32 protein-coding genes are annotated in these 24,781 nt (G+C 62.4%); all 32 read right to left on the bottom strand.

Features of this window, described 5'->3' with window-relative positions; all coding sequences use genetic code 11:
• Position 1: 1 nt before the first annotated feature.
• Positions 2-955: a gp53-like domain-containing protein gene (locus AC1RKI_RS12440; protein ID WP_404991316.1), complete on the bottom strand. Its 954-nt coding sequence runs from the start codon at positions 953-955 to the stop codon at positions 2-4.
• 2 nt (positions 956-957) lie between these two features.
• The gene (locus AC1RKI_RS12435; RefSeq protein ID WP_404991317.1) at positions 958-1,524 is read right to left on the bottom strand and encodes a YmfQ family protein; all 567 of its coding nucleotides are present in this window, start codon (positions 1,522-1,524) and stop codon (positions 958-960) included.
• Positions 1,521-2,585, bottom strand: coding sequence for a baseplate J/gp47 family protein (locus tag AC1RKI_RS12430; protein ID WP_404991318.1), 1,065 nt, complete (start codon positions 2,583-2,585; stop codon positions 1,521-1,523). Before AC1RKI_RS12430 ends, AC1RKI_RS12435 begins: the two co-directional genes overlap by 4 nt.
• Entirely contained in the window at positions 2,585-2,935 is a 351-nt protein-coding gene (locus AC1RKI_RS12425) for a phage GP46 family protein (RefSeq protein ID WP_404991319.1), read from the bottom strand. Before AC1RKI_RS12425 ends, AC1RKI_RS12430 begins: the two co-directional genes overlap by 1 nt.
• A gap of 197 nt (positions 2,936-3,132) precedes the next feature.
• Positions 3,133-3,777, bottom strand: coding sequence for a phage baseplate assembly protein V (locus AC1RKI_RS12420; protein WP_404991320.1), 645 nt, complete (start codon positions 3,775-3,777; stop codon positions 3,133-3,135).
• Positions 3,767-4,882 carry a phage baseplate assembly protein gene (locus AC1RKI_RS12415; RefSeq protein ID WP_404991321.1) on the bottom strand — a complete coding sequence of 372 codons (1,116 nt, stop codon included), beginning with the start codon at positions 4,880-4,882 and terminating at the stop codon, positions 3,767-3,769. Before AC1RKI_RS12415 ends, AC1RKI_RS12420 begins: the two co-directional genes overlap by 11 nt.
• Positions 4,872-6,140: a DNA circularization protein gene (locus AC1RKI_RS12410; protein WP_404991322.1), complete on the bottom strand. Its 1,269-nt coding sequence runs from the start codon at positions 6,138-6,140 to the stop codon at positions 4,872-4,874. Before AC1RKI_RS12410 ends, AC1RKI_RS12415 begins: the two co-directional genes overlap by 11 nt.
• Positions 6,140-8,266, bottom strand: a complete 2,127-nt coding sequence (locus AC1RKI_RS12405) for a phage tail tape measure protein (protein ID WP_404991323.1) — start codon at positions 8,264-8,266, stop codon at positions 6,140-6,142. The genes AC1RKI_RS12410 and AC1RKI_RS12405 overlap by 1 nt, the downstream gene beginning before the upstream one ends.
• A gap of 146 nt (positions 8,267-8,412) precedes the next feature.
• Entirely contained in the window at positions 8,413-8,790 is a 378-nt protein-coding gene (locus AC1RKI_RS12400; RefSeq protein WP_404991324.1) for a hypothetical protein, read from the bottom strand.
• Positions 8,787-9,161 carry a phage tail protein gene (locus tag AC1RKI_RS12395; RefSeq protein WP_404991325.1) on the bottom strand — a complete coding sequence of 125 codons (375 nt, stop codon included), beginning with the start codon at positions 9,159-9,161 and terminating at the stop codon, positions 8,787-8,789. Before AC1RKI_RS12395 ends, AC1RKI_RS12400 begins: the two co-directional genes overlap by 4 nt.
• A gap of 36 nt (positions 9,162-9,197) precedes the next feature.
• Entirely contained in the window at positions 9,198-10,619 is a 1,422-nt protein-coding gene (locus AC1RKI_RS12390; RefSeq protein WP_404991326.1) for a phage tail sheath C-terminal domain-containing protein, read from the bottom strand.
• 21 nt (positions 10,620-10,640) lie between these two features.
• Entirely contained in the window at positions 10,641-10,877 is a 237-nt protein-coding gene (locus AC1RKI_RS12385) for a DUF2635 domain-containing protein (RefSeq protein WP_404991327.1), read from the bottom strand.
• 3 nt (positions 10,878-10,880) lie between these two features.
• Positions 10,881-11,549, bottom strand: a complete 669-nt coding sequence (locus AC1RKI_RS12380) for a DUF1834 family protein (RefSeq protein ID WP_404991328.1) — start codon at positions 11,547-11,549, stop codon at positions 10,881-10,883.
• Positions 11,546-11,968, bottom strand: coding sequence for a gp436 family protein (locus AC1RKI_RS12375; protein ID WP_404991329.1), 423 nt, complete (start codon positions 11,966-11,968; stop codon positions 11,546-11,548). The genes AC1RKI_RS12380 and AC1RKI_RS12375 overlap by 4 nt, the downstream gene beginning before the upstream one ends.
• A gap of 3 nt (positions 11,969-11,971) precedes the next feature.
• Entirely contained in the window at positions 11,972-12,406 is a 435-nt protein-coding gene (locus AC1RKI_RS12370; RefSeq protein WP_404991330.1) for an HI1506-related protein, read from the bottom strand.
• A 122-nt stretch (positions 12,407-12,528) separates the two neighbouring features.
• On the bottom strand, positions 12,529-13,596 hold the full coding sequence (locus AC1RKI_RS12365) for a Mu-like prophage major head subunit gpT family protein (RefSeq protein ID WP_404991331.1): 1,068 nt from the start codon (positions 13,594-13,596) through the stop codon (positions 12,529-12,531).
• A gap of 34 nt (positions 13,597-13,630) precedes the next feature.
• The gene (locus tag AC1RKI_RS12360; RefSeq protein ID WP_404991332.1) at positions 13,631-14,041 is read right to left on the bottom strand and encodes a hypothetical protein; all 411 of its coding nucleotides are present in this window, start codon (positions 14,039-14,041) and stop codon (positions 13,631-13,633) included.
• 41 nt (positions 14,042-14,082) lie between these two features.
• Positions 14,083-15,222 carry a phage protease gene (locus tag AC1RKI_RS12355; RefSeq protein ID WP_404991333.1) on the bottom strand — a complete coding sequence of 380 codons (1,140 nt, stop codon included), beginning with the start codon at positions 15,220-15,222 and terminating at the stop codon, positions 14,083-14,085.
• A gap of 197 nt (positions 15,223-15,419) precedes the next feature.
• On the bottom strand, positions 15,420-15,941 hold the full coding sequence (locus AC1RKI_RS12350; protein ID WP_492795569.1) for a DUF4145 domain-containing protein: 522 nt from the start codon (positions 15,939-15,941) through the stop codon (positions 15,420-15,422).
• Positions 15,942-16,149: 208 nt separating this feature from the next.
• Positions 16,150-16,725: a phage virion morphogenesis protein gene (locus tag AC1RKI_RS12345; RefSeq protein ID WP_404991335.1), complete on the bottom strand. Its 576-nt coding sequence runs from the start codon at positions 16,723-16,725 to the stop codon at positions 16,150-16,152.
• 115 nt (positions 16,726-16,840) lie between these two features.
• Positions 16,841-18,145, bottom strand: coding sequence for a phage head morphogenesis protein (locus tag AC1RKI_RS12340; RefSeq protein ID WP_404991336.1), 1,305 nt, complete (start codon positions 18,143-18,145; stop codon positions 16,841-16,843).
• Positions 18,132-19,736: a DUF935 domain-containing protein gene (locus tag AC1RKI_RS12335; RefSeq protein WP_404991337.1), complete on the bottom strand. Its 1,605-nt coding sequence runs from the start codon at positions 19,734-19,736 to the stop codon at positions 18,132-18,134. Before AC1RKI_RS12335 ends, AC1RKI_RS12340 begins: the two co-directional genes overlap by 14 nt.
• 8 nt (positions 19,737-19,744) lie before the next feature.
• Entirely contained in the window at positions 19,745-21,523 is a 1,779-nt protein-coding gene (locus AC1RKI_RS12330) for a hypothetical protein (protein WP_404991338.1), read from the bottom strand.
• Positions 21,516-22,016, bottom strand: a complete 501-nt coding sequence (locus AC1RKI_RS12325) for a DUF1804 family protein (RefSeq protein WP_404991339.1) — start codon at positions 22,014-22,016, stop codon at positions 21,516-21,518. Before AC1RKI_RS12325 ends, AC1RKI_RS12330 begins: the two co-directional genes overlap by 8 nt.
• 7 nt (positions 22,017-22,023) lie before the next feature.
• A complete protein-coding gene (locus AC1RKI_RS12320; RefSeq protein ID WP_404991340.1) occupies positions 22,024-22,200 on the bottom strand; it encodes a hypothetical protein in 177 nt (58 codons plus the stop codon).
• Between the two features lie 3 nt (positions 22,201-22,203).
• Positions 22,204-22,428, bottom strand: a complete 225-nt coding sequence (locus AC1RKI_RS12315; protein WP_404991341.1) for a hypothetical protein — start codon at positions 22,426-22,428, stop codon at positions 22,204-22,206.
• Entirely contained in the window at positions 22,428-22,733 is a 306-nt protein-coding gene (locus AC1RKI_RS12310) for a hypothetical protein (protein WP_404991342.1), read from the bottom strand. Before AC1RKI_RS12310 ends, AC1RKI_RS12315 begins: the two co-directional genes overlap by 1 nt.
• Complete coding sequence (locus tag AC1RKI_RS12305; protein ID WP_404991343.1) at positions 22,730-22,948, bottom strand: TraR/DksA C4-type zinc finger protein; 219 nt, start codon at positions 22,946-22,948, stop codon at positions 22,730-22,732. Before AC1RKI_RS12305 ends, AC1RKI_RS12310 begins: the two co-directional genes overlap by 4 nt.
• Positions 22,938-23,552 (bottom strand): hypothetical protein, encoded by a 615-nt coding sequence (locus tag AC1RKI_RS12300; protein WP_404991344.1) that lies wholly within the window; start codon positions 23,550-23,552, stop codon positions 22,938-22,940. Before AC1RKI_RS12300 ends, AC1RKI_RS12305 begins: the two co-directional genes overlap by 11 nt.
• Positions 23,539-23,775, bottom strand: a complete 237-nt coding sequence (locus AC1RKI_RS12295; protein ID WP_404991345.1) for a DUF2644 domain-containing protein — start codon at positions 23,773-23,775, stop codon at positions 23,539-23,541. The genes AC1RKI_RS12300 and AC1RKI_RS12295 overlap by 14 nt, the downstream gene beginning before the upstream one ends.
• The gene (locus AC1RKI_RS12290) at positions 23,772-24,209 is read right to left on the bottom strand and encodes a structural protein P5 (RefSeq protein ID WP_404991346.1); all 438 of its coding nucleotides are present in this window, start codon (positions 24,207-24,209) and stop codon (positions 23,772-23,774) included. The genes AC1RKI_RS12295 and AC1RKI_RS12290 overlap by 4 nt, the downstream gene beginning before the upstream one ends.
• Before the next feature lie 125 nt (positions 24,210-24,334).
• Positions 24,335-24,781: a Mor transcription activator family protein gene (locus AC1RKI_RS12285; RefSeq protein WP_404991347.1), complete on the bottom strand. Its 447-nt coding sequence runs from the start codon at positions 24,779-24,781 to the stop codon at positions 24,335-24,337.

Raw genomic sequence — 24,781 nt, 5'->3', positions numbered from 1 at the left:
CTCAGTAGCCAATTGCAATCCAAGAAATCGCAGAGGCCCCGCCATTACCGTTGTTGAATACCGTCATGCCGGTACTAGTCGGATTGCCCCAGCCACCAGATACTGCGGCCGAAATACCACCGCTATTGACGAACCCAGCGATTCCCATCAGAAACGCAGTCGGGAACGCTAGAGGGAACGTCACGTTGACCCCGCCAGCTGCAGGCACAGCGTTCGCTTGGCCCCACTGGATGATCAGCGTCCGCTTGGCACCTCCAGCGATTACTGGAATCTTGACGCACCCATTCTGAGTCAAGGAGCAGAAGAACTCGTTTAGATTGACCGCATGGCCGCCGCTTGTCGGCGTGGCGACGTTAAATACCTGAGTTGCCAGTCCCGCCAATGCAGCATAGCGAGCGTCGCCTGCATCAAGATTGACCGCGTGTTTGCCCTTGGTCGCCGCAGCGACCTGCAGCGCGCCTCCCGTGCAACCGCGAAGCACCCATGCACCGGCCCCGGCATTGAGTGCTGCCTGGAACTCCAAGTCCGCATTTCCACCGGCGAACATCTCGTTGCCTTGCAACGCCTGGAGGTTTTCACCCCAAATGGGCTTGGCCGCGAGCTCATTGGGAGCGAAGGTCGACGCGCCGCCGTTCGCAAGCTTGATATTTCCCAACGTCAAACGCATGCCATCCTGAAACTCGGTGATGGGCGGCGTGTAGATACCCTTGTAGACGTTCGCTGCGCCGGTGTCTGAGGCATACGTCGACGGCCGCTTCTGCAGAAGCTGCAGAAGCGTAGTGGCGAGCTGCGTTTGCTTGGCACCGTCCAGTTGGATACCCAGGATGGCCAGCACGTTGCACAGTTCCTCCTGGATGTCGTTCAGCCATTTTGCGGTAACGACAGTCCCGTCAAGGTATCCCGCTGCGGCGGTGCCATCGCTGAACAGACCGTTTCCAGTATTGATCCGTTGCATCGTTACTCCTGGTAGGAAAAGACGGCGAGCGTATGTGCCGGCTTCAGTTCGTTGAACACGTTCTCAATCACTGGGTCGGCCGCGTAAGCCAGGCGCTCGCCAGCTCGGCTCATACCTGCCCGAAACCGGTAGGTACGCACCGCTCCGCCAGCGACGTTGACGCGCCAGACCCAGATGACATCAAACGTTGAAATCCTTTGACCCGCCCTGGAGCTTCCAGCGCGAAACGGTTGCGGCTCGTCGATCGTGATCGTGTAGCCCAGCCCACCGGCCAGCCGGATAAAGTACGGAATCGACAGGCCGCCGGTTTCAGCGAGCTTCGCCAGTACAGCCTGCAGCCGCACCTGGTATGGGGCGCCGGGGGGTGCGGCGATTCCACACACGCGCTCCCAATCGGAAAGAAGCTCGCCGGCGAAAAAAGGGGTAATGGCACCCTCTACCTTCTTCGCATACGCCATCGCGACATCGAGCGAGTTGCCTTCAGCCAACAACTCTTGTTGCAGCGGGGACGCGGCAGGGTTGTAGCTCTCTGCCGGCAGCAACAGAGCGAGCAGCCGCGCATGGCTCATGGCATGGCCTCGACATTCACGGCTCCAAGACGAAGCCACTCGACCTTGGTCTCGTCAACCACAGGAACGATATTTGCGGCTGGTGTAAGTACCTCTCGATCAACCACTCCAGACAAACTGGAGATGATGGTCTCGATGCGGCTGCGGTACGCCGTCGCGCCAGGCTCAAGCTGGTTAAAGTAAGCTGCCTCAGCAGTGCCAATTTGCGTGCGTGCGTCCGCAAGGCTCAGCCCTTTAAGGGACACCAGCGAGTCGATAGTGACAACTCGCGGTGTAGGCGCGATGACCAGGCAGTTCTTTGCGGTAACGGGACGCTGATCGTCAATATGTGCCTGAACAGCCGCGAGCGTTTGTCCGGATGGCAACGCACCGGCCGAGGTGACGACAATATCGACCGTGCCCAATCCTCGGCGCAACGGATAGACATACGCGGCCGACACGCCCGCGACCTCCATTGCCCAGCGGCGGTAGTCATATCGATTTCCGCCTGCGGGCGGCCGGCGGATGAGATCCAGTAAACGTGCCAGCAGCTCCGCGTCGGTTTCGGCGTCGACACCACCAAGCATCGACACTATCGTTACCGCACTCGCCACGCCTGGCGGCGGCGCCACCAGAGTGCCAGCAGCACCAGCCGCCACGTTTCCGGCCGTACCTGCAACCTGCGCAACCGCTGCAATGGTTGCGGCGCCCGTGGCGTCGAGTTGTCCGGCCTCGGCAGTAATGCCCGAGAACTCGCCAATCTTGAATGCCAATCCAGTCGGCACGGGGCTGTTGGGCACACCGGTCATCAAGATGCTACCGGACGCTGCAACGGCCGCTTTCCTGCGGAGCCGCCGCACATTGGCGTGTCGCTCCAAGAATTCGCTGTCTGCGCTATCCGGGAACATCTGCTTAACCAGCCACGCCTGGTGCTCGTAGAGACCTTCGACCGCGCTTGCCACGGACGTCGCGCGGATAAAGTGGTCACTGTCGGGCCCGACATCAGCGTCTGGCAGAAGCGAACGAATGTCCCGCAGGATGTCGTCGCGAATCGAGGCGAAACTCGGCACTGGGTAGGCCATCAGACCACGCGCACAAGGTGCTGGAAGTGTTCGACTTTTCCACCTGCGTGCACGACCTCGATGGCCAGGATCAGCCATCCTGACTTGGGGCGTGTAGTGGAAACCGTGATGGACGTGGCGCGACCATCATCGATGATTGGTTGCAGCGCCTGCTGGGCATACTGCTGCGCGAGTTTCGCCACCCTCGGCGTGTCCTTCTCCCGCTTCAGCTCATGCAATCGCGAACCGAGCGTTCTATCGGCCCACCAGCTACCCAGAGGTGTTTGAAGTCTGAGGTAGACAGCGTTAGCGAGAGAGGTTGTCCGCGGGCCGGCGTAGCTGCCCGTTTGCGGATTGAGAAGTGCGTCCATGGGGGAATTCTCCCCATGCGACGCCGGTGGACGTATGGTGGTGGATGTCACCACATGAGGCGAGGACGGGCCGGAGGGGGTGGCTACTATGCAACCACGCTCGACTCACGGAGATCTTACTATGCTGCTCCTTTCCGAAGAAGGAACTATTGCTTACATAGCCACGGATGGAATGAAGCCACGGATCAAGCTGACGGCTAAATCGGTGTGCCCGTGGTACCACCAGTCTCCTGGTGACGGTGTCCGACCAAGCTCTTGCCGGACGCCTGCACGTCACCGTCGGTCGTATAGTTGCCGCCGGTCTGGCTTACATTCCCTTCGAATGATGCGCCATTTCCGCCCTTGATGGTCATGCCGCCGTTACCGTGAATCTGCTTCTGTGCAGTGACTTCCTCGCTGGCAGTGAGCATCGGCGTGTTGAAGTCCGATTGTTCGGTTGCGTTGACTTCGTACACCTTGCAGTTCACGCGATAGACATCGCAGTCCGTCTCAATGACGCGGCCACGCTTGAGAACCACCTTGGCGCCTTCGTCGGTATATAGAGCGACTTCGCCGGGCTTCAATTCCTTCAGCCGGTAAGTGCCGTGCTCTGTGGCCACGATAATGCCGTGGCTTGTCCGCCCACCTATTGGCAATACCACCGCCATCGTGCCCGCCGGCGGATTAGATGTGTAGCCATAGTGCTGGAACAGTTCATTGTCCTGGAGAGGTTCGCCCGCGAGACCCTCTCCCTGGACGAGCTGCACCTGACCACCGCTATCGACCCGTGCGAGCACCGATCGGAATGCACTTCGCACACCGGACATGGCGCGGCGAATGCGCTTATCGACTTCACCCCACATCGACAATCTCCAGAATCTCGCCCTTTGAGGTGCGACCCTTCGCACGCTTCTTCGCGCGCTTGTGCGGGTGGGCATCGAGGACCCACACGCCGTCTTCCTTGAGCGTCATCATCGTGACCTTTCCCTCGCCGCGGCCGCCGACGAATCGGCGCGCCATCAGGAAGTAGATCGCATCGATCCGGTGCGGCTCGCTGATAACGTGTATGCGCTGACCAGGCGCCCATAGCATGCCGTCGCTGGTGCGATGCCCCTTCACCTTCGCTGACAGGGTGCGCCCCTTCAGCCGCGAGTCTGAGATGATCTTGCGGGCGCGGGACTGTGCTGTCTGGCGATTGTCGGCATCGTGATCGATAACTACCTTCGGACGATACAGTGCAACACCTTCGTCGCGCACGGTCGCGCGGATGGCGTTCTTGCCGGCCTCGACGGACGTGCCGTGCGATTGGCCCAACACCGTGACCTCGGAGTATCGATCGGCCATGGAACGCGTGTAGCCAAGCTTAAGCAGGTTGTTTCCCTCGCCACTTCGCTTCATGATCAAGCTGGCAACAGGAGGCTTCGTGTAATCAGGGCCGCCTACCACCAGCGTGCCATCCGGTTCAAACCATGGCCACAGCCCATTAGCTTCGGCCGCATGCACCAGCGTGTCCCACGCTGCGTCGCCTGGCTCGACATTCACCTTGTCCGATGTCGACGTGCGATCGGCATCAACACGGATCTTGGTGATGCCCAAGGGCTTAACCACGTTAGCGACGATTTCCGCCAGCGATGCCATCTTCGCGGTGAAGATGGGCGATGAACAGTCGACCAGGACGGCGGCACCATCCCGGCCGCTGATCGTCAGATCATTGCTTTCCTTAGATACCTCGTGCGCAATGTCGTCGATGCGGCCGGTGAGCACAGTGTCCCGGCCGATCCGGACCTCGACCAATGCACCTTCCTCAACAATGGGCGGAAACTCGCCTTGTGGCAATCCGAGTCCGACCTGCCACGCATCGGCTGGGATTAGCAGGTCCGAGTCGATCTCGTATCGCGTCCAGGTGCCATGGACTTTGCCGCCGATGAGCAGGCTAACCGCATCATCGCTCTGATCGTTACTTGGCATAAGCGAACAGGACGTCTCCGGCCTGAATGTTGTTCGGGTTGCGCAGCTTTGGATTCAACCGCAGGAGTTCATCCGCACGGGTGTAGTCGCCATACCAACGATGGGCGACCAGGTGCAAGTTCCCCGGCGCTTCGACGGTCTTCTGACCAAGCGGTGGGCGCGCATCAATTACCGCGATAGCTGCGTCCTGGACTGCCGCTGCAGTGTCGCGCAATGCCTGAATCACCGGGCGTGCCTGGTCGACCGGGTAGAGGTCGCGCGTGGTCTCGATTGCCGCCTGGACATAGTCGCGGACATCGTTGTTGATGGCCTCGACCTCTTCTGGAGACAACGTCGGATCTTCCGCCTCATCCGCGAGAATGGTTGTAGCCGCGTCCGCGACCGCCGTCGCCACCGCGACCTGGACAATCGCATCGACGGTCGCCACGTGCACAGGATCGGCTGAGATCGGTTGCGCGGTAGCACCGCTCGAACTGCCGCCACTATCACCGTAGGGTGTCACAGTGCCGCTAGTCACATTGGTGGGCAAATGGACCACATAGTCCAGCTGGCCAATGAGGCTCTTCCAATCGCTCGCGATGACGCCAACATCGAACGATCGTAGGTCAACCATGTTCGTAAGCATGCCGACCAGGTCAGCAGCGAACGCGCGCGGAAAGTCGATCAGATCGAGCGTGGTTCCAATGAAGCCGGTAACCTGCGCGCGGATCGCCCCTAGAGTACCGGTTAGCACGCTACGCAGAGCCGTAACCGAAGCGAGGTTTCCTTGTACGGCTTTGATGCCATCGAGCGCGCTGGCAAAGAGGTCGATTCCTTTCCCTGAAGCCACCTTTGCCAACTGGCTGGCCTCAGTCGCTTTCTGCGCCGGCAGTTGCTGCACAAAGAACGGGTTGCCAGGCGTCGACTCGACTAGCTGGATCGATACCGTGCATGCATCGGGCGACTCCGCCTCGTGCTCGATGTCGTAGTGCAGGACCTGGGCTTTGATGCTGCCGAAAACAGGATGGATCAGCTCACCAGCGCCACGCTCATCCAGCGCCTTGATGAACGCCTGCAGGCGCGTCTCATAGTCAGCGCCATAGAAGATCGCCGTAATGGCCGTTGCACGGGCCTTGCGACCTTGATCGTCGGTATCTTCGCCATCGAGGTACGGATACGCGTGCCGGGCCACATCGCGTGGAGCGGAGTCGCGCGTTCGAATGCAATCGAACGGCACGCCCCGGAAGGATGCATCGAGCAGAGTCTCGTCCCAGGCCATCAGTTTCTCCGTGCGGACATGGCGTTGACGTGGTTGACGGACTGCGCCACCTGCTGCCCGTCGACATTGACGGTCACCGGCACAGTGATGGGCTGTGGCTGCTTGGCAGTCTCGGCGCGGAACAAGGCATCCCCCAGCATCTTGCCCAGACTCTCACCGCCCAGGCTGCCCAGGATGCCCCCGGCAATGCCGCCAATTGCGGTACCGACTACCGGCACGACAGATCCAATGGCCGCACCTGCAGCGGCACCGGCCAGCGCACCGCCTGCACCACCGGCAACGCGGGAGTACTCGCTCTTGCGCTGCGCATCCGTCAGCAGGCTGTTCTGGCTGACGCTATAGGCATCGAACCCGGCGCCGAGTAGCGCGACCGGTGCGGCGAGCTTGGCGAAGCGGCTGGTACCGGCCACCATGCCAGCAACCCGACCAGCACCAGCCGCCTGGGTCAATGCGGCGGCCCCAGCTGCGCCACCGGCACGACCAGCTAGCAGGTTCGCCGCGCCTCCCGCGAGTGCGGCGGCCGCCAGCGCCTTAACCGCCACCGTTGCTCCTACAAGGGACGCCGTCAGCGCGGGATACTTGGAACCGTACTCGGCCAGCTTCACGGCCACGTCACCCACGGCGCCATTGAGACCTCCGAACGCGTCGTACTCTCCCTTCTCGATAGCGTTCTGACCCTGCTGGAACTTGAAGGCCGCCTGTTCCTTGATGAATGCCTGGTTCACAGAAAGTGCGGTCTCATCGCCCTGGAGGATGCCGCGCTTCATGTTCTTGTATGCGTCTGGGTTAAACAGCATCGGCAGCAGCCCCAGCATTGCCTGCCTATCCTGGATGGTCTTCCCCACGCCGCGCGACATGAGGATGTCAGCCATGCCGCCGTACATGGCAGCCTTGTCCTTGTCGTCCTTGCTGTCCTCGGCGCGCTTACGCATGGTCGCGAAATCCTTGTCGGCCTCGGCCACACGCCGCACCAGGCGCGTGAACGCCTCGACGGGGTCGACGCCTTCCTTACGTGCCTGGGCAAGAGTGCCATACAGATCGATGCCGGCATCGCCTTTGCCCTTGGTCCCGAGCGTCTTGGAGGACAGCTTCTTGAAGTCCGCAGCTGTGTCGGCCGACGTGATCTTCTGCAGCAGGTTGACCACGTTGTTGCCAGCATCGTCGCTGCCGCCTGCAGCGGTCACCGCGAGCTGGCTGGCCGCCAGGATGGATGCCATGCCATCCATGCCACGCAGGCCGGAAAGGCCACCCATGGCCAGCATCTTCGGCAGCCAGCGCGCCATGTCCTTGAGCTCGAAGCCGCCCATCTGGCCGGCGCGCAACGCCATGCCCAGTGCTTTCGGGATCTGGTCGACGGGGATCTTGGCGTTCTGAACGGCAGCCATGACCACGTCCGTCATCTCCTCGGACGACGATCCGGCGGCGGTGGCGGCCTTGTTGATCGTGGGCAGGAGTGCGCCGGCCTGCTCGGGCGAGAAAATGCCTCGGGCGATCAGCTTGTCCAGGGCGTTGGCGGTATCGTCGCGGGTGCCGCCCTCGCCAGTCGCGGCAGAAATGTAGCCTTCGAGCTGGGATTTTCCCCGGCGGCGGCGCTCAAGCTGCTCGGCTTCTGAGAGCTTGCGGCCGTCTTTGTCTTCGGTCTCCGCGAACGCCGTGTTGCTCATCTGCGCCAGACGCATGTCGTAACTGGCCACACGGCGCATGGGCTGGGCTACAACATAACCACCAGCCGCAACTCCGGCGGCACCCGCCACAAGCCCCTTTGCAGCACCCGAGATCGCGCGCTGTGCTGTACTGACGCCGGCCATCTCACGACGCAGCTCCCGGACGCGCTGCGTCATGGCCTCATAGGCGCGGGACTGCTCGCGTGCGGAAATGGTGCCAGACGCAGCCAGCCTGGCGTACGCGGCCTGTGTCTGGCGGATCTCGCGCTGGACGGCCTGCTCGGCGCGCACGCCGAGGATCTGGCGTGCGTCGGAGAGGCGCTTGCTTTCGCGGTTCAGGCCGACCGTCGATCGCTCGGCCGCTTCCGTCTGCTTAACGACATCGGCCATGCCCCTGGCCACAACGCGCGAGCCGTCGTCGCGCGCCTTGAGCAACATGGCGACTTGGAGATCGGTTCCCATCGGCTATTTCGGTCTCTTGTTGCGTTGACTGGTGATCCGTCGGGTCTTTGTCTCTGTGCCGCCATCGTCGCCCGACCGGCCACCCTTGCCGCGACCGCCATAGAGCTTGGAGATCGCGGCGAGGTAGCCTTCCAGCTCAGGGCCGGTCAGCTGGCGGACTGTGGACTCTGGGACGCCGTGGCGTCCGAGGAGGACGACGCTGAGTCGGTAGTCCGCGAGGTACCGCTCAACGTCCTGCGCTTTTTTTTGAGCTCATCCCGCTTGATGGCCAACACGTCATAGTCATCGTCGACCATGGTGTTAAGCAGCCCCGTGGTGATGGCTTCCTTCGGGATGTCGCCCAGGCGCACCAGGCACAACGCCATCATCGCAACAGAGATGCGCAGCGACGAACCCGCACCGACCTCCTCGATCGCAGTAACGTTGTCTTCGATCGTGGGCAGGCGCAGTTCAAAGTCGAAATGCAGCGTGCCCGATGCCGGCGGGTATTCGACGCCGTAGGTGAGAGTGCCTTTCTCGATCATTCCTTCACCTTGCGCAGGGATTGCATCTTGATGTCACGGCGCGCTTCGTTGTCCACCGTGTATTTGTTGCCCACCTCGGTGGTGAAGCAGTCGAGATAGCTCTCGCGCTGGCCGCCTGGGCTGTTCGGATAGATCGTCAGCTTGGCGCCTTCGATCTTTTCCCAGTCCAGGTCACCCGACAACGGAATGGCGACGGTCAGCGACAGGTCGTACTCGGCGATGCCTCGGGCAAAGCCCTTGGCACGGCCGGTGCGGTTCATCGTCTTAACCAGCTTGCGGCCGGTGCGGACGGTATCGCTGACGTCGATGACCTCAACTTCTTTCCCGTCCACCTCCAGCACGATCGCGCCGGCATATTCTTGCAGTGCCATATTGGCTCTCCTGTGGATGCGAGCGTTGACTCGCGATTACAGCAACAGGTCGATGCGGCCTGCGAATACGTGCAGGCCGTTGACCACGTCGACCGGGATCTTTGCGTTCAGACGGTTCACGTCCTGGCTGTCGCGCTCGGTGATCAGGCCGTCCTTGTTTTCCTCGACAGCCTCGACGATTTCAAGCTCCTCCAGCTTGAACAGGACATCGAGCAGCTCCGAGCGGACCTTGGGCGGCGTGCGATCCGACAGCTTGTCGCGCGGGAACCGCAGAGCAACGCGCTCGCGGCAAGCCTTGCGCACGTAGTCGAGCGTACGGATCGTCGTGAGATCCAGCAGCGCAACGTCGTCGATGCCCTGCGGGTCCTTGGTGTACGTTGTGATCGCACGGACGATCTGCACCACGTCGCCCGGACCGACTTCGAGTGGCGAGAGGCCGTTATAGAGCGCGTTCTCCTGCTCGGTGGTGCTCGGGCGTTGGTCGATTGGCGTCACATCGATGCCGGCGATCGCGAGGGTATTAAGTGGGCGCGCGGGATCCTCCTCGCTTGCGATTACGGCGGCATACCCTGCGGCGATCTCGCATGGCATCTTGACGGAGCCCCGATGCCACGCGCCCGTGATCCGACCGTTGTTGACCTGGCTGGCCAGCGCTTCGCCGGTGGCAAGGGAGTTCGGCCACGCCCACACGCCAATCGTGCCTCGCTGCTCACGTGGTCCGGACACGAAGTCCAGGTGCGTACGAATCGCGGTGAGGCTCGCCTGGGCGGCGAACGGGTCGACCACGATATCGTGCCCACCTTTGACTACCACCGCCAGGGCAGGCGCGATGTCCGGGTCAATCTGACCGCCGGCCATCGCTGCGGCGGTGGCAGAAACGCCTTCGGCCGTGCTGACGGCGCTGAGCTTGATCGCGTTGCTGGCGGCGCCCTTGTTTCGCGCCGTGACCGTAATCTTTCCGGCATTGGCAGCGGCCGTCACCGGCAGATCCACCTGCTTTCCGAGTGCGGCTGCCAACGCTGTGGCGATTGCAGCGGCGGTATCGCCAGCAGCGGCAACGACATCGGTGCGGACATCACCGACATACAAGCTCACGACGCCTGAAGATATGGCAGGGCCAGTGAGCGTGACGTCCGCAGTTGCGGCTATGCCAGCCGGGGCGTCATCCACAGCGATCACCGTCAGCTGCAGGTAGGGGTTGGCCTTGATCGCGGCGGTTGCCATCAGATGCGCGATTGAGCCGCGCCCAAACAGCTGTGCGGCTTGCTCGTTGCTGAAGACGTCGGCGGAGACTAGAGCAGGTTGTGTGCCGCTTGCCAGGCGCTGACCAACGATCAGCACCTTCTGCTGGTTTCCAGGCAGCGTGCGGACGGCCAACTTCGTGTTGAACTCGAAGTATTTTCCTGGCTTGCGGATGCTGCTCTGGATTTGATCGAAACTGATATTCGGGCTGGACATGGATGCTCCTTTGCGTACCGGTCAGCGTGCTTTCTTGCCCGTGACGACAGGCTCGGCCGTCACGGTCTCGTCTGCCTGGGGCGTCGCATTTTCAACAGCTGCCGCCTCGGCGTCGTCGGCCGGCACTAGGTCACCATCAGCGAGCGCGCGCAGGTAGTACGCGCTGCGCGGCACGTCAACGGGCTCAGCCGCGGTGATGTACCGACGCGGATTGTCTTCGGTGGGCACCCGAAGACCGGGTGCGGCTCTTACTTTCATGGCTCACTCCTTGTCTGGGCCGATGAGATCTGTGGCGTCCGGATTTCCATCGTCGGGCGCCAGGTGGTAATTCAGACCGGTGCGCAACCAGTCCGGGTCAGGCTGGCCAAGCTCGCCGCCGTGCTGCTCAAAGATGGCGTCCGGATCGGTCGGGCCTGTGGGTGCAGGGAAGCGACCGTGAGGCAGTGCATCGTCAATCCAAGCGGTATGGAACTCGATGGCAAAGCAGGAGAACGCCTCGCGCTGCACCAGGACGTGGCGCAGCGTGCGGATGCGTCCAGGCGCCAACTCCCGGATCGGCAAGTCGAGATCCTGCTGGGTGAGCAACCGGTTCACTGCGTAGATCAGCTGGTTGGTGCCGACTTCATGTCGGCCGGCACCACCGTGCCTAGCAGCCTGCTCATTGCGCACGCTGCGCGCGCCGACCATGACAGCGAAAAGCGCTTCCTTCTTCCACTTCCCGCGGCTGGTCGACACAGGCGATGAATCGCGCACGCCGCCGAACGTCACCCAGGCAGCAGGGAAGCGACGGATCACCTCGTCAGTCTCGTCATCGAGCTCGCCGCCATAGGTCTCGACAGACTTAACCATCTTGCCCAGACCGAGGCGCAGTCTGGCCACCATGGCGAGCTCGACGGCCGTGATGATTGGCGTGCCCACGAGCTCGATCACAGTGCACCTCGCCCACGGCCGAATGCCTTGGCGCCGCTGTTAAAGATCACCTGGTTGCTTGCCACCGGCACCGACGCCTGGGGCACAGGCCCGATGGAGACAGAACCATTGGCGACCTTCTCCAGGAAACGAATGGCGTTCTTGTAGCGATCGTTGATTTCGTCGGTGCTGCGAGTGCCGCTGCCGCATAGGCGATACCGGGCAATGTCCTGGCACAGACCAGCGAGGAAGCGAGGCGCCTGCGCAAGCGGGACGGGATAGCGACCGGCAAGGTAGCTGTCGATCTCGGCGCTGGCGTCTTCCAATGCACTATCCAGCAGCGCCGTATCCACCTCTCCGATCTGGGCGCGGTCGGTCAACTCGATGAGCTCTTCCTCACCAAACCGCGCCGTCATCGCGTCCCGCGTTGCGTAGGCCATAGCTTAGCTGCTCTTCTTGCCGGTGTTGCTAGCCTTTGCCGCAGCTTCGATGGCAGCGGCCTCGCGAGCCGCGACGGCCGTTTCGCGAGCAGCGAGCGCCTCCTCGGCCTTAGCCACGGCTTGTTCCCGATCAGCGACCTGGCCTTCACGCACCGTCAGGTCGTTCGCCTGGCGGTTCAGGTCTTCCGCCCAGCTCCGGAGGTCCTGGGCCGCGCTGTCGATCAGCTCGGCCGAGACATCGATCAAATTGCCCTGGTCGTCGACTACCATCTCTGCTTCCACGCAGACCAGATTCGACTCGCTCTTGAGCGCGGTGAGCTGGTTTTCAGAAAGCGACGCCAGCGGGATATTTTTCGGGTGGGCGCTGAACTCGTGTCCAGCGCGGCGAAATTTGTCCAGGCGGCTGATCACGCGCAGAACCTTCACTTTGGTGGCCATCTTGGCTCTCCATCAGTTGATTATTTAACCGTCCGGAACCCAGCAACTGCGCCGAGGGTTCCGGTCTGTCTGCCTCCGCGCTTACGGCGTTACGCGGCAGTCTTCGGCGGGGAGTTATCCCGTCAGCTCAGCCAGGGCGTGTTCAGCAGCTGGGCGGTATTACGGTAGATGTTGTCGGCGCCGTTGGCGTTCTTCTCGGCTTGCAGGATCTGCAGGCCCTTGCCTTCCAAGCTCGGCGGCACGACCAGGAGCGATGGGCGCACTCCGAGCGGCTTGCCGTTGTCACCCTTCATGGACATCATCGCGGCGCGTGCGGCGGCGTAGTTCTCCGGCGTCAGATCCTGCTTGGAGGCATAGCCGAGCTGCCACAGGCCGAAACCGACATTCGAGCGAGCGTCGACGCCGTAGCGGAACTTCTTGCTGGTGAAGACCTGCTCGTCGGTCTCCTGATCCATGGCCACGAACTTGTAGTCCTTGCGCACCTGGTAGATGAGCGGCTTGATCATCTTGGTGGTGTCGAGCAGGTACCAGGCAGTGCCCGCGCCGCCCTGGAAGTTGGAAACCGAGCCAACGGAGCCGTCTGCCTGCAGCACGGGGTGATCCGTGTCGAAGAAGTATTGGCCGTCGTAGCAGGCGGATGCGAACCCGGCCGCGAGCAGGCTGAAGACGAGCTCGTCGGGGTGTTGCTTGGCGTCCTGGCCGAGCTGCGATGCCATCGGCGCGTACACACCATACGAGTCGTCATCGATCTCGTCGCGGTCGATGGTGATGGTGTTTTCCCACGGCTTGTTCTTGATGGTGAAGTCATGCAGCATCAGGTTCTGCAGCACTCGATCACCGATCCACTCACGGAAGCGAGTGGTCTGACCCAGCCAGGGGTACACTTCTTTGGACGACGTCGATGGCACGCGCATCGCCACCTTGTCCCAGTCCGCCGGCACACCATCGAAGGCTTTCTGGAACAGCACCTTGAATCCCTGGAACAGGGAATTGAGGTTGCTGCGGTTGATCACCAGGCCGGCACCGCAGATGCCCATGAGGCGCGGGTCAACCTGGTCCATGCTGAAGCTCACCAGCGTGGCGGCCGTGGCGGGGCTTGCACCCCCGGCCATGCTGGCCAGCGCGGCCACAATGCCGGCGATGGCCAGACCGGCACCGACCACCAGCACATTCATTCGACTGACTTTCATCTATCTCTCCGAGAGTTAAGCGAGGTGGGTTGCGTTAGAACTCGACCCAGACGCCGTTGGCATCCACGTCGCGCACCTTGCCGGCGATCGAGCGCGTATTGCCGCCGTTGGTCTTGGCCACCGTCTGGTCGTCGACCAGGTAGCAATCCGACTGAACATCAGCCAGGGTGATCTGGTCGGCCGCACCCGAGTTGGCCAGGTACCACAGGCCCCGGCGTACACGCACGCGGATGGCACCTGCGGCGCCGCCGGTGTTGTCAGCAGCGGCCTGGGCGATACCCACGCACTTGAGCGTGGTGCTGGTAGCGCCCTTGTTCGCCAGCGCCGTGGCAGTGTCGATAGCCACGATGGCACCGGCGAAGATCCGGGCGTTGGCCGCGACCGGAAACTCGAAGTCGGTGCCGGCGCGGTTGGTGGTGTTGCGGTCGCCTGTGAGCGAAGGCATGCTGTTCTCCAGTAGTTAGGTGAGGACGGACGCCTGACGGGCTACTTGCCGGCAGTGGCGAAGTCGGCGCCGTCGACGCCGAGCGCCGAGCAGATAGCCAGTTGCGTGGCGTCGGGCTGACCGGCCGGACTCAGGGTTGCGGCGAGTGCCGGCGCGATGACGGAGGTCTGCGTGGAGGTCAGCGCGGCAATCGGCTTGCTCTTTTCCACGTACTCCTTCAGGGCGGCGATGTCCTTCTCACCCAGGGCGCGCGCCCAGGCTTCCATCGTGGGATGCAAGCGACCATCGGACAGCGCAACGGTCACCAGGCCGTCGACCGTGGTAGCACTGGCCTGCGCCGCCGAGTTGGCGACTTGGGCCGTGAGCGCTGCGATCTCGGTGCGCAGCCCATCGACGACCGCCAGCGGCACGAACTTGGCCGGGTCGACCTGGTTGGCGGACAGGGCGACAATCTGTTGCCCTTGGTTGGCAATCAGCTCGGCCACGTTTACCGACGCAGCAGCGGTGCCTTTGCCTTCGGACAACTGGGCGATCAGCTTTTGCAGTTGCGCCTTGACGTCATCGGCCGTGGCGCCGACAGGCAGGTTGAGCAGCCAACGCAGCTGCTCCAGCAGTTCATCCATTTCTGGCTCCTGATTGGGTTCGACGGGAAGAGCCCCCGTCTGGGCGGTTAAATCGGCGAGCAGGCGCGATGCGGCGGCGACGGTGACTTCGTCCATGCCATCGAGCGCAGGGTTGTTGGTGAGTGCCACGTGGAGCAGTTGCCCCACAGCGCCTGTTTTGGCGTCATAGGTGAATACCGGCGAAATGAAGCGGTATTCCTTCGCGGCGATCATTGCCTGCGCCCTGGGCGTCCACTCGACATCGATGGCGAACAGACCTTCGCCTTCGCGCCATTCCACCTTGCTGAACCAGCCGGAAGCCGGCGCGGGATGTCCATTGGTCGCCGCTGCCAGGGTCTGGTGCTCGTAGTCCACGACATAGGGTGTCTGCCGTGCATTGACGGCAGCGACGACGACCGCCGCGATCGTGGAGTCGATGTGCCAGGCGTCGCATTCCTTGGGCCGCCCATCGTTGGCGCGAAACGCGCCCGCCGGCATCAGCTGGATAGCGTTGGAGCCCGTCGAGATTTCGACAGACAACCGGGCAATGTGGGGGTGGGTGGTGCGGGGGATAGCCATGTCGCCATCTTGGCGACGGCATGGCTATCGGCGGAGGTGGAAGGGTGTCACCCGGCCGGGTTGACGCGGGCGCGGGGAAGGACGGGAGGGGGGAACCCCGCTAGGACCGTTTTTAACCTGCCCTTAACACTGTTTGGGGCGGGTGGGATAGGCCACCGTAGCGGGATGGGGGTCAAAATCGCGCCACGGGCCGGATTTCAGTTTGCGCCGCCAAGGGGCGTAATCGGCCTCGGAGCTTTCGAAATGTTGGGCGAGCCAACAGTGGTTGCTACGGGCTGGGAGGGGTTCTTGCCGCGCCCACGCTTTACCCGTGCCGGAAGCTCGAAAAGCAGTTCCGCCAATGCCTCTGCAAAGCGCAGCGCTCGCTCAGCATCCTCCTTCGTTGGCTCGGGGCTGGTCGTATCGGCGTGCCGTTCGGCATTGGCATCCAATCTGACTTCGTCCGCCCATTCCTTCATATCTGCTGTGATGACGTGCTTCGCCGCCGCGTCATTTATGCGTCCAGCCAAGTTGGTACCTTTCCCGCCGGGAAAGCCCTTCTCGGCAAGCATAAAGTCGACTGCGCGAGCCGCCCCGATAATGCTTAATGATGGCGTACCCAGAGTGTCTGCAGCGTCTTTGAGAGACTGTCGCGCCCGTACCGGTATGTCCTCGGAGTACTGCCTAGGTGTAGGCCAAATAGCCAAGGTCGCAGTCAATGAGGATTTGACAAGCGTCATATGCTTGCAACTCCCACAAAGGAGCAAATTGTAGTATTGACTCTTCAACGGCTGCTCAGTGTCCGTCGCATAGTGATACGCGGTGGAGAGGTTCGGCTTTGCAATGCCGCATTGGGGACATCTATCCAGGCCGTGCGTTGCCTGATACTTTGGTGCCGACACTTCATTCTCCTAGGTCTTATGTAATAGACCAAAGCATAGCGGAGAACTACTCGAAAACGGACGCCAGGTAGGCGGACACCGTCTGCTCGATCTGGTCCTCGTCGGCCGAAGTCAGGGCTAGGAATGGTCGAGCCGGCATCTGGATCTTGCTCTCGCCTGTTGTATAGCGGACCCTCTTAACCCGTTTGTGGGATTCCTTGGCAAAGACCGCTAGATGGGCTGCGCGGCCTTTGCTTCCTTGGCGCACCAGGTTGCCCCTGGCGTTAGTGCGTAGCCGGACCCAGCCAGAATGGGCAGCGCGGGTGATTTCACCGCCGAGCTGGTGGATGGCAGCATATTTGACGTTGGTTCCCACTGCAGCGGAATCGCTGTCGGCCTGGCTCTGAATAGAGGCGGCGAGCCGACCGCTCGCCTGGAGAATCTTGCCGTCGGGTCGGCGTTTGCGGGTGGACTTGGCCAGACCGAGCCATTTGGGCCGACCTTCCTGTGCGAAGTTCTCCTCGACGGCGTCGGCCATGATGGCGGCCAACTTGCGCATCAGCGGCCGCTTGCTGCGCTGGAAGCCCTCCAGGCGGCCGAGCGCCCGTTTGACGGTCGTAGTGTCGATCTTGAGTTCGATCATGCCTTATACTCCTCCCTGAGCCTCGGAAACACGGTGAATCTCCCGGCCGTAGGACGCCTCGGGACCAGTCCCTTGGTGGATCGCGTGAGGGAAATAGGGAGTACCCTCCTGAGGCTCATTTCTCTTCCAGCTCATTGCGAACGACTTCACCACGACGCAATGCCCGCTTGGCCTCGGCCATATTGGTTTCCCGGAACGACGTAAGAAACAGCGCCTTGCCACTCCTGGTGGCCTTGATGACGGCGTGATAGAGCCGCTCCTCCTGGCGCACGAATACAAGGCTGGTATCCCCGTCACGCACCACGAGCTGGGCCTGCTCGATAACGGCTTGGACGCGCCAATAGTCGGCCATGCCGATCGCCTGTCCATCCCGGCTCACCAGTTGCTTGGCTAGGGTCTCCTCGGACAGCCAGACCGTCTGTGACTCGACGCCCAGCGCCGCACGGTCGGCCGCTCCCAGGATGCCAACGGGAAACCGCTGGCTCTTGTCGAGTTGGCCCGCCACCGTTGCACGAATGGCCTCTTTTGTTGCGCCTGGCACGGCGTCCTGTGCCGCCTTAACCACGGTTTCGGTCTTTTCGTACCAGCGCTGAAACGCCGGCCCGGTCAGGCCGCCCTTGACGTACTGGCGCGCCACGTCGGCCGGGTATCGGTCCAGCTCGGGCTGAAAGGCAGCGCGGCCGGCGTTGTACCCAAAGCCGGCGTCAGCCATGAACGTTTTCCCCGACACAGGATCTCGATAGGCCATCGCCGGTCGGGTATTCCCGTCTCGGTCTATGACCTGGTCAACTTCCTCCAGACGCCCCTCGCTGCTGGACGCAGCAAGGTTAAGACGTTCCATATCGGCGCGGCTGCGCGCACGCACGCGGCACCGGCAGCGCCACCCATTGGGCGGATAGAAGTAGCGCCAGTACGGATCGCCGGCGGGGAAGATCCGGCCATGCTGGGCGCGGTGCGACGGCCGGGTCCGGCTGTCAAGGATGGCGACGTATTCCCAGAATGGCCGCTCGTCGGCATTCTCCAACTGGGCCTGGTATCGGCCCGCCGAGTAGGCCGACTGCATGTTCGTCTCGAAGATCGTCTGCAGACGGCGCGGGCTGAGCCGCTTGCCCTGGATCTCGCCAGTGGCCTGGTCGACGACCAGCCCCTTGCCCAGCCAGCCCTTTGCTTCCAGCGTGGGCAGCAGCGCCTTACGGAATTCGGCAAGCGTGCCACCTTCCCGGATGGCCTTGCCCATTGCCGAACGGATGTCCTGGAGGACGTCCATCTTCATCACGCCAGCGACGGTAAAGGCCCGCGAATGGGCTTCCTGCCAGACGTCCTGCCATTTGAACCCGATGGTATAGCCCTTGCTCTCGAAGAAGCGGATCGCTTCTTCGGGCGACAGGCCCAGCGCGTAGGCGAGATCAGGCGTCGCCATTCAGTCGCCCCCAGACATCCGCGACAAAGATGGCGCGAGCGAGCAGCTCGGTCACGGCCCGGTCATCGAGATTTGGGTACGCTGCCACCAGGGCAGCGATGGCCTGGTCAGGCTCTTCGCCGGCACGGATGGCTTCGATGGCCGGAGCGAGCAGCTTGGCCATCCCGACGCTGAGCGCTTCCGCCGGAAGACCAGCCGCTGCCGTGTCGATCGCGTGCTGATCGGGATAGACAATCTCGCCTTGGTCGTTTGTCAGCACCGCCCGATAGGTCAAGGCAGCCTTACCTGGTGCCGGCGGGTTTTCCTTCGGTCGCATCTCCGGCGGCACAGCCATCTCCGGCCGCGCCACCTTGAGGATCTCTTCGTCCTTGGCCGGCAGCGGAATGGCGAGCTTCTCATGCGCCCAAGCGCGTGGCACCTGCATGCCAATGCCCACGAGTTTGGGCAATGCGTCGGCATACAGTTTCAGGTCTTCCGGTTCGCGGGTGTCAAAGACAAAGTCCGGAATGCGGCGACGATCCGTGACGCCGAAGTTAAGCCCGCAGATGGCAAAGATGATGTCGCGTTTTATCGTGCCGGAGAGCTGCCGGGCGTCGGACACCATCAGATCGTGCCTGACCTCGTTATGAACGTTGCCCAGGGCATTGGTCGACGACTTGCCATCGGCCTGGCTGGTCAGCGTGCCGCCCAGGATCACTTTCGATTGCGTACGCTCGCACCAGCCCATCATCGCTTCGTAGGGCTTCTCCGATCCATCGGCTGCGGACTTGAACTCGATCTTCATGCCTTCCGGAATGATGCCGGCGGCGTTGTGGCCGATCTCGGTCACAGCGCGCAGCAGCGCCATCTTTTCGTCTTGGCCCGCGCCGGCACCATACGTGCCCACGCGCAATGGCAGTCCGTAGATTTCCAGGAACTCGGCGAGATCTCGAACGGAGAAATTCTTGAACAGGTATGGCCAGGCCAGCACGCGATGCAATCCGCCGCGGCCGATGAAGCCGGACTTAGCTTTGTGCCGATGAACTGTCCATCCGAATGGCCACAGCTCGATGCCGGCCACAGCATTGCCGCGCAGGCGCAACTCGTTTGGCTGGCCATATGGCGTCATGAACCAGCGTTGTGGCCGGTGCTCAAAACGAGCAGGCAGCCAAGTACCATCGACACGCTCCCAGGTGATCTCCAGCGCCGAGAAGCCATGCCCAATGCCGTCCAGCATGTCGAGGAGCACGTCGTCGAGATCCGGCAGGTCGCGGAACCATTCATCGATCAACTCCGCCTGTTTCGTTTCCTCGCTCGATGCGTTCTTTGGCGGGACGACGTTCCAGTCCAGGGTGAGCAGCGCCCGCTTGCGCTTGCTCATCTCGGCGAAGATATGGCCGTCCTTCTCTTCCATGTCCTGAAAGAGGTCAGACTGCGCCATCAAGTCGCCTTGCTCTGCCAGCTCCAGGATGCTGGCCAGCTTGGCGGGGGTCAGCCCTCTGGACGGGTGGCCCGCGAAATCGTGCTGCAGCGCCTGGAGGCGTGCCGATTGGGATTCGGTCAAGGCGGCCCGTTCGAAGGGCCGCCCAAACTGGTCAAGGATTTTTCCCATGATGGTTCCTACCAGGCGCCAGCGGCGCCCGCATGCGGGTGGTCGTCGTGGTCGGTGCTGCCGCCGCGCTCCGGTAAGCGCTTGGGCACCGGCGTGTATTCGTTCAGCCCACGGCCTCGGGTGCTGGCGATCATCCACAGGATCTGCAGTGCGGTAAGACCGTCGTAGTGGTGATGGGCCTGCTTTTCCGGCCAGGTGTCGAGTTCATCCAGCAGCGCGCGCAAGGCGGAGTGGAAAAGGATGCTGGCCGCCAGCCGATCGGTAATGAATGGCTCCATTCCATCGATACGCACGTCGGCGGGTACGGAGGCCGTTACCCCGACCAGCGGCAGCGGCACGCCGGCCAGCATGCCTGCCTGGATGAAGGTCTGCCGCGAGTGCTCATAGGCGTTGTTGTTCTCGAACCCGATCGCGCGGCACTTGAACTCACGCTGCATGCCAATCAGATCGGATTCCAACTTGGAGGGAACGCGACGCTTGATCTCGGCGTGGATGACGTGCAGCTTGCCGTTCCAGGTATCGAACCCACCGGCCACCAGCGCAGAAGGGTCGGATCTCTCACTGAGGCCCATTGACGGGTCGCAGGCGCCGAACATGATCCAGTGCTGCAAGCGCTGGACCCAGAACGTGAGGTGGCCAAACGTCTTGTCTTCTTCGGTGCGCGGATCACCCTGCAGTTCAGTGTTAAATGCCTTCGGCGCCTTGGCGCGCTGGCGCATGAGCCAGAACAGGGTACGCACGGACGGCCACGAGATCCGGGCGCCTTCATCCATCTCAGCCTTGTGGTCGAGGTAGAAGCGATACGACGGCAGCTCGTCGTCGGCCAGGGTCACGCCACGCTTGGACGCTTCGTCGATGGCCTCTCGGTCGACGTTGAGCATCATCTCCTCGCACTTCTCCCACAGATCCGTATTAGCCGGCATCTGCTCAATGGCGCGGAAGTGATGCACAACGTGCCCGATGGTCTTCTTTGCCTTGGAGATTGGATCGTCCTTGTCCAGGACGGTACCGACGCCGACATACTTAACGCTGCCGTCCGGTGGGCCGAGATAGTCAATGGCCTTGGTCAGCCAGTTCCAGCGGTTCGTGCGCTCGGTTGGGCTCTTGGCTTCCGCATCGGTGATCAGGTCATCGCCCATCAGCAGCTTGGGACGACTGGCGCCGTGGAATGTGCCACGGATAGCCTGGTCGGCACCGAAGCTCTCTAGCTTGACGTTCGTCTTGAACACGGCTTCGCCAATGCGCCAGAGCGGCGTGCTGCCGCAGGCTTCCGGGAAGTCCAGCTCCAACATAGCGTTGGCCGTCAGCTCGGTCTTTACTACCTCGATCAACTTCGCAGGAAGCTTGGTCTCGGCGCCGAGCAGGATGACGTAATCGACAAAGGGCGGCAGCGTCCCCTGCAACTGCAGTTCTTTCTGGACGTTGGGCTGTTGCAACAGCCCACGCACCACACAGTACGCGGGGCCGATCTTGGTGGCCAGCGACGACTTGGCCTCGCCACGAGGTGCTACCCACCATTCACGTGCGCCGCCGGCCAGTTCCAGTACGCGCGGGAAGCGCTGGCAGAAATGGCCCTGGAAGCTCGATGGCGTGCCACGGATGTGGTGCGGGAAATAGGTATAGGCGAAGAACTGGAAGTCGCCCATCAGCACCCGCCGTCGGCGCTCGGCGATCGCGGCGGGGCTGCTGTCGAGGCCAGACTGGTGCGACTCGATATCCTTGCGTAGCTTCGTCGCTAACTCTTCGAGATCGTCGCGGAAGTCGCGGACGGAGAACTTGTCAGCCATAGGCACGGCTCAACTCACTGCCGAAGGGTTCCAGGATCTCGACGAAACCGAGGACGAGATCCGGTCGGTTTTCCTTCACCCACGACGCCAGGCGCTGGAGCACGTCCATGGCCACGGCGAGCTCGTTTGTCTCGGGCAAGATTTTCTTGCTGGCCGACACCGTCTTCTGGAAGCTGTCCGCCAGGCTGGCCAGCAGCTTCGTCTTCTCGACGGGGGCCACGTTTTCGGATTTGGCTAGCTCCTCCATGGTCGCCTGGTATTGCGTGACAAGACCAGCCAACACCCCGCGCGCGATCTCCTCCAGCGTGCCTCCGGCGATGAGGTGCGCGCCTTGTGCACGATCCCAATCGTCGCCAGTCTCGGCGGCATCGGTCTTCCACCGCCGTGCTGTGGCATAGGAGACGCCCGCCTTCATGGCTGCAACTTCGAGCGTGAGGCGATCGAAGATGTAGGCGCGGCGAACGATATCGCGTACTTCTTTTGGATGTGCCATAGCGGTGTTACCAGCGCGGCCGAGGCGTTTCGATGACTTCCTGGATGTCTGCTGCCGGGAAGGTGTGTTTCTTCTCGTACTCGTCCTGAATGATCACGAACACACCTTCGTACCCGCGCACGTGTGCCGGGTACGGGAAGTCACGGGCTGAGCCATCCTTGAACTTGACCTTCACGCCGGGCATGAATCAGGCTCCCAGCTTGAATTTGGCCAGCATGACACCAACGGCCACGATGCCACCGGTAATGCCGCCTGCGGCAGCACCAGCGGTCGCACCGAGGCGAATAGCGCGGCCTTCGATCCGATCGATCTTCGCGTCCATGGCATCCAGCTTGGCGTCCATGCCGCTCACCTGCCCGCCGATCTGGCGCAGCAGGCGCAGCTCTTCACTTTCTTCGTTCCGGGTGGTCATCAGGTTTTGTCTGCCTTGTTGTCCAGCTTGTCGTAGAGTCGGTCCAGCTTGGTGGAGAGGTTGTTCACGGCGTCAAGAACCTCCTGGCGGCTGTCCTTAACGTCTTCCTTGCGCGCGTAGTGCTGGGCGATATCCAGCTTCAGCGCGGTGAGCTCGCCGCCGATCGCCGTCGTGGCGGCCTTGACTTCCTGGCGCTCGGCGCGCTCCCGTGCGAGCCACCAGGTCAGTGCTGGGCCGCCGAGCGCCACTGCCAGCGAGATCAGCACCTTCACGATTTCCCAGATCTGTCCAATGCTGATCGTCATCGCGCCTTCTCCCGCCGCGCCTGGCAGTCGATGCAGAAGCGGCATCCCTGCACGGCCAGGCGACGCGCCTCCGGGATGGGTTCGCCGCACACGTCGTCCTGGCAGAATTCTGCGGATTCCCCGGCAGCCTTGAGCGCACGCACACGCTCGATGGCGTGATCGCGTTCTGCCTGCTCGATCTGGGATGCGTGGTCCAGCGCGCGGTTACTGAACATCTTTGCCTTCCTCGTAGTCGATCAGCCGATTCAGTGCCTCCTCCAGCTTCCGGGCCCGCGCGGCATAGTCGATGTGGTGGCTCAGGATGTCCCTCTGGTCGATGCCGGCGGGAAGGAGATCGTCTTCTCCCGCAACGGTTCCACCGGCGTCGGCCGCTTGAGCAGATGGGCCGGTGCCTTCGCCGGCAATGGACACATCAACGCCGATGGCGGCGTTGTAACTGCGCAGCCAGCCACGAGTGAAAACGCACTGAGGCAGAGGCTGCGTGGGAGCGCCAGGCGCCGGACGATAGACGGTCGAGACATGGTCCACCTTGGATTGGAGTTGATGGGAGAGAAAGTCGATCCTGTCGTGCGCCTGGTCGAGCTGGGCGCTCAGCCGGTTGCCGCGTGCCGTTTCCTCGGCCAGTACCTCGCCAGCATCCCTCAGCGTCTTGGCACTAGCGATAGCGGTCTGCTCGCGCAACTCCGCGACCTTGGCGTTGCCAATGGCGGTGCCATGACTGGTGCCGTACCACAGGGCTACGGGTGCGCACAGCGCAGCGCCAGCCAGCAGCGACAGAACCGCAAGGACGATAGCTTCGACGCGGTTAAGTCCGTTCATTGGCTTTCCTTTCGCGGATCAACTGGGCGAGACGCATGACGGCCGTGTAGCCGCCGACGCAGGCGAGATATGCCCACCAGATATCCGCCGTGAGCTGTCCCTGCCAGCCAGCGCGCACGAAGACAACCGTGGCCACGGCATTTGCCACGTTTGGCCAGAGCTTCGTGTGCGACAGGCGGCCGGTGCGCTCGTCGGTGAAGAGGTCGGAGAACTTCCAGCTCATACGACGCCGGCCATCCGGATGGCCTTGTCGATCTGCTCGGTCGAGTACGGCTGCATGCCATTCTCGTGTTGGATGATGGCCGGCAGCATCTTGCGCAAGACGTGGGGCGACGTAAGGTCAATATGCTTGTTGGCGTCGACACCCACGGCCTTAGCCACGCTGGCGATGTACGCCTCCGTATCGTTCTCGTTGGGAGGCGCCCAGCGGCCGATGACCTCGCGCACCGTGTCGATGCCAGGCCCACCGATATTGGGCTGGCCGTTCTTGCTTCCGTAGTTCACCAGGATCACGCAGATCGCGCGCAGACCGTAGGCAGGCTCGGTGAACTGGCAGAAGCTCTTGTCGGTGCGCTGGTGCGGGGCGATCAGCCCCTGCCAGTTGTCGCCCCAGCGGATGTTTCCCGGATTATTGTTTCGAATGCCGCGCGGTTGCACGCTGCCTCCTGCAGAGACTGTGGATACAGCTCACAGTCTCGTATCAGGCAGCGCACCAGCGAATGGTGGCGAGTGTCAGGGGGTGGAAAAGCAAAAGCCCCGCGAGGTGCGGGGCTTCGGTGCAGTCAAAACAGTGTAGCTTGAGACGTCTTCGGCGGTCCATCCCGATTCGTTTGATTCAGGATTCGCCAGACCTGGCGGTCCGAGATGCGGTACCGGATGGCCAGTTGAGCAACAGCGTGCAGCGCACTGTACTGCAATTCCTTGCCGGTCATGCTATCGAACTCGGTACGCATCTCGCGGTCGCGCAGCTCGCGCAACGCGGCTGCGCACAGCGGGATATAGACTTCCTGCCCACCCAGCGCGCTCACGAGTTGAGAGGCTGCCTGCTCTCCAACAGTTTCAACCAGGATCTGGTACCGGACCTCGCCAGCAGCATTCTTGCGCAGTGGCACGGGGAACGTTGAGCCGCCCAGACGGTCGACCAGCCGGATCGTTTGCTGAATCCCAATGGTGTGAACGATTGCACGCGCCACCGCCGGCAGCAGGTTGGTAACTTCTGATAGATCCAT

It is taken from the genome of Cupriavidus sp. GW822-FHT06G04, assembly GCF_058799075.1.
This window is presented reverse-complemented; position numbering and strand designations above follow the sequence as displayed.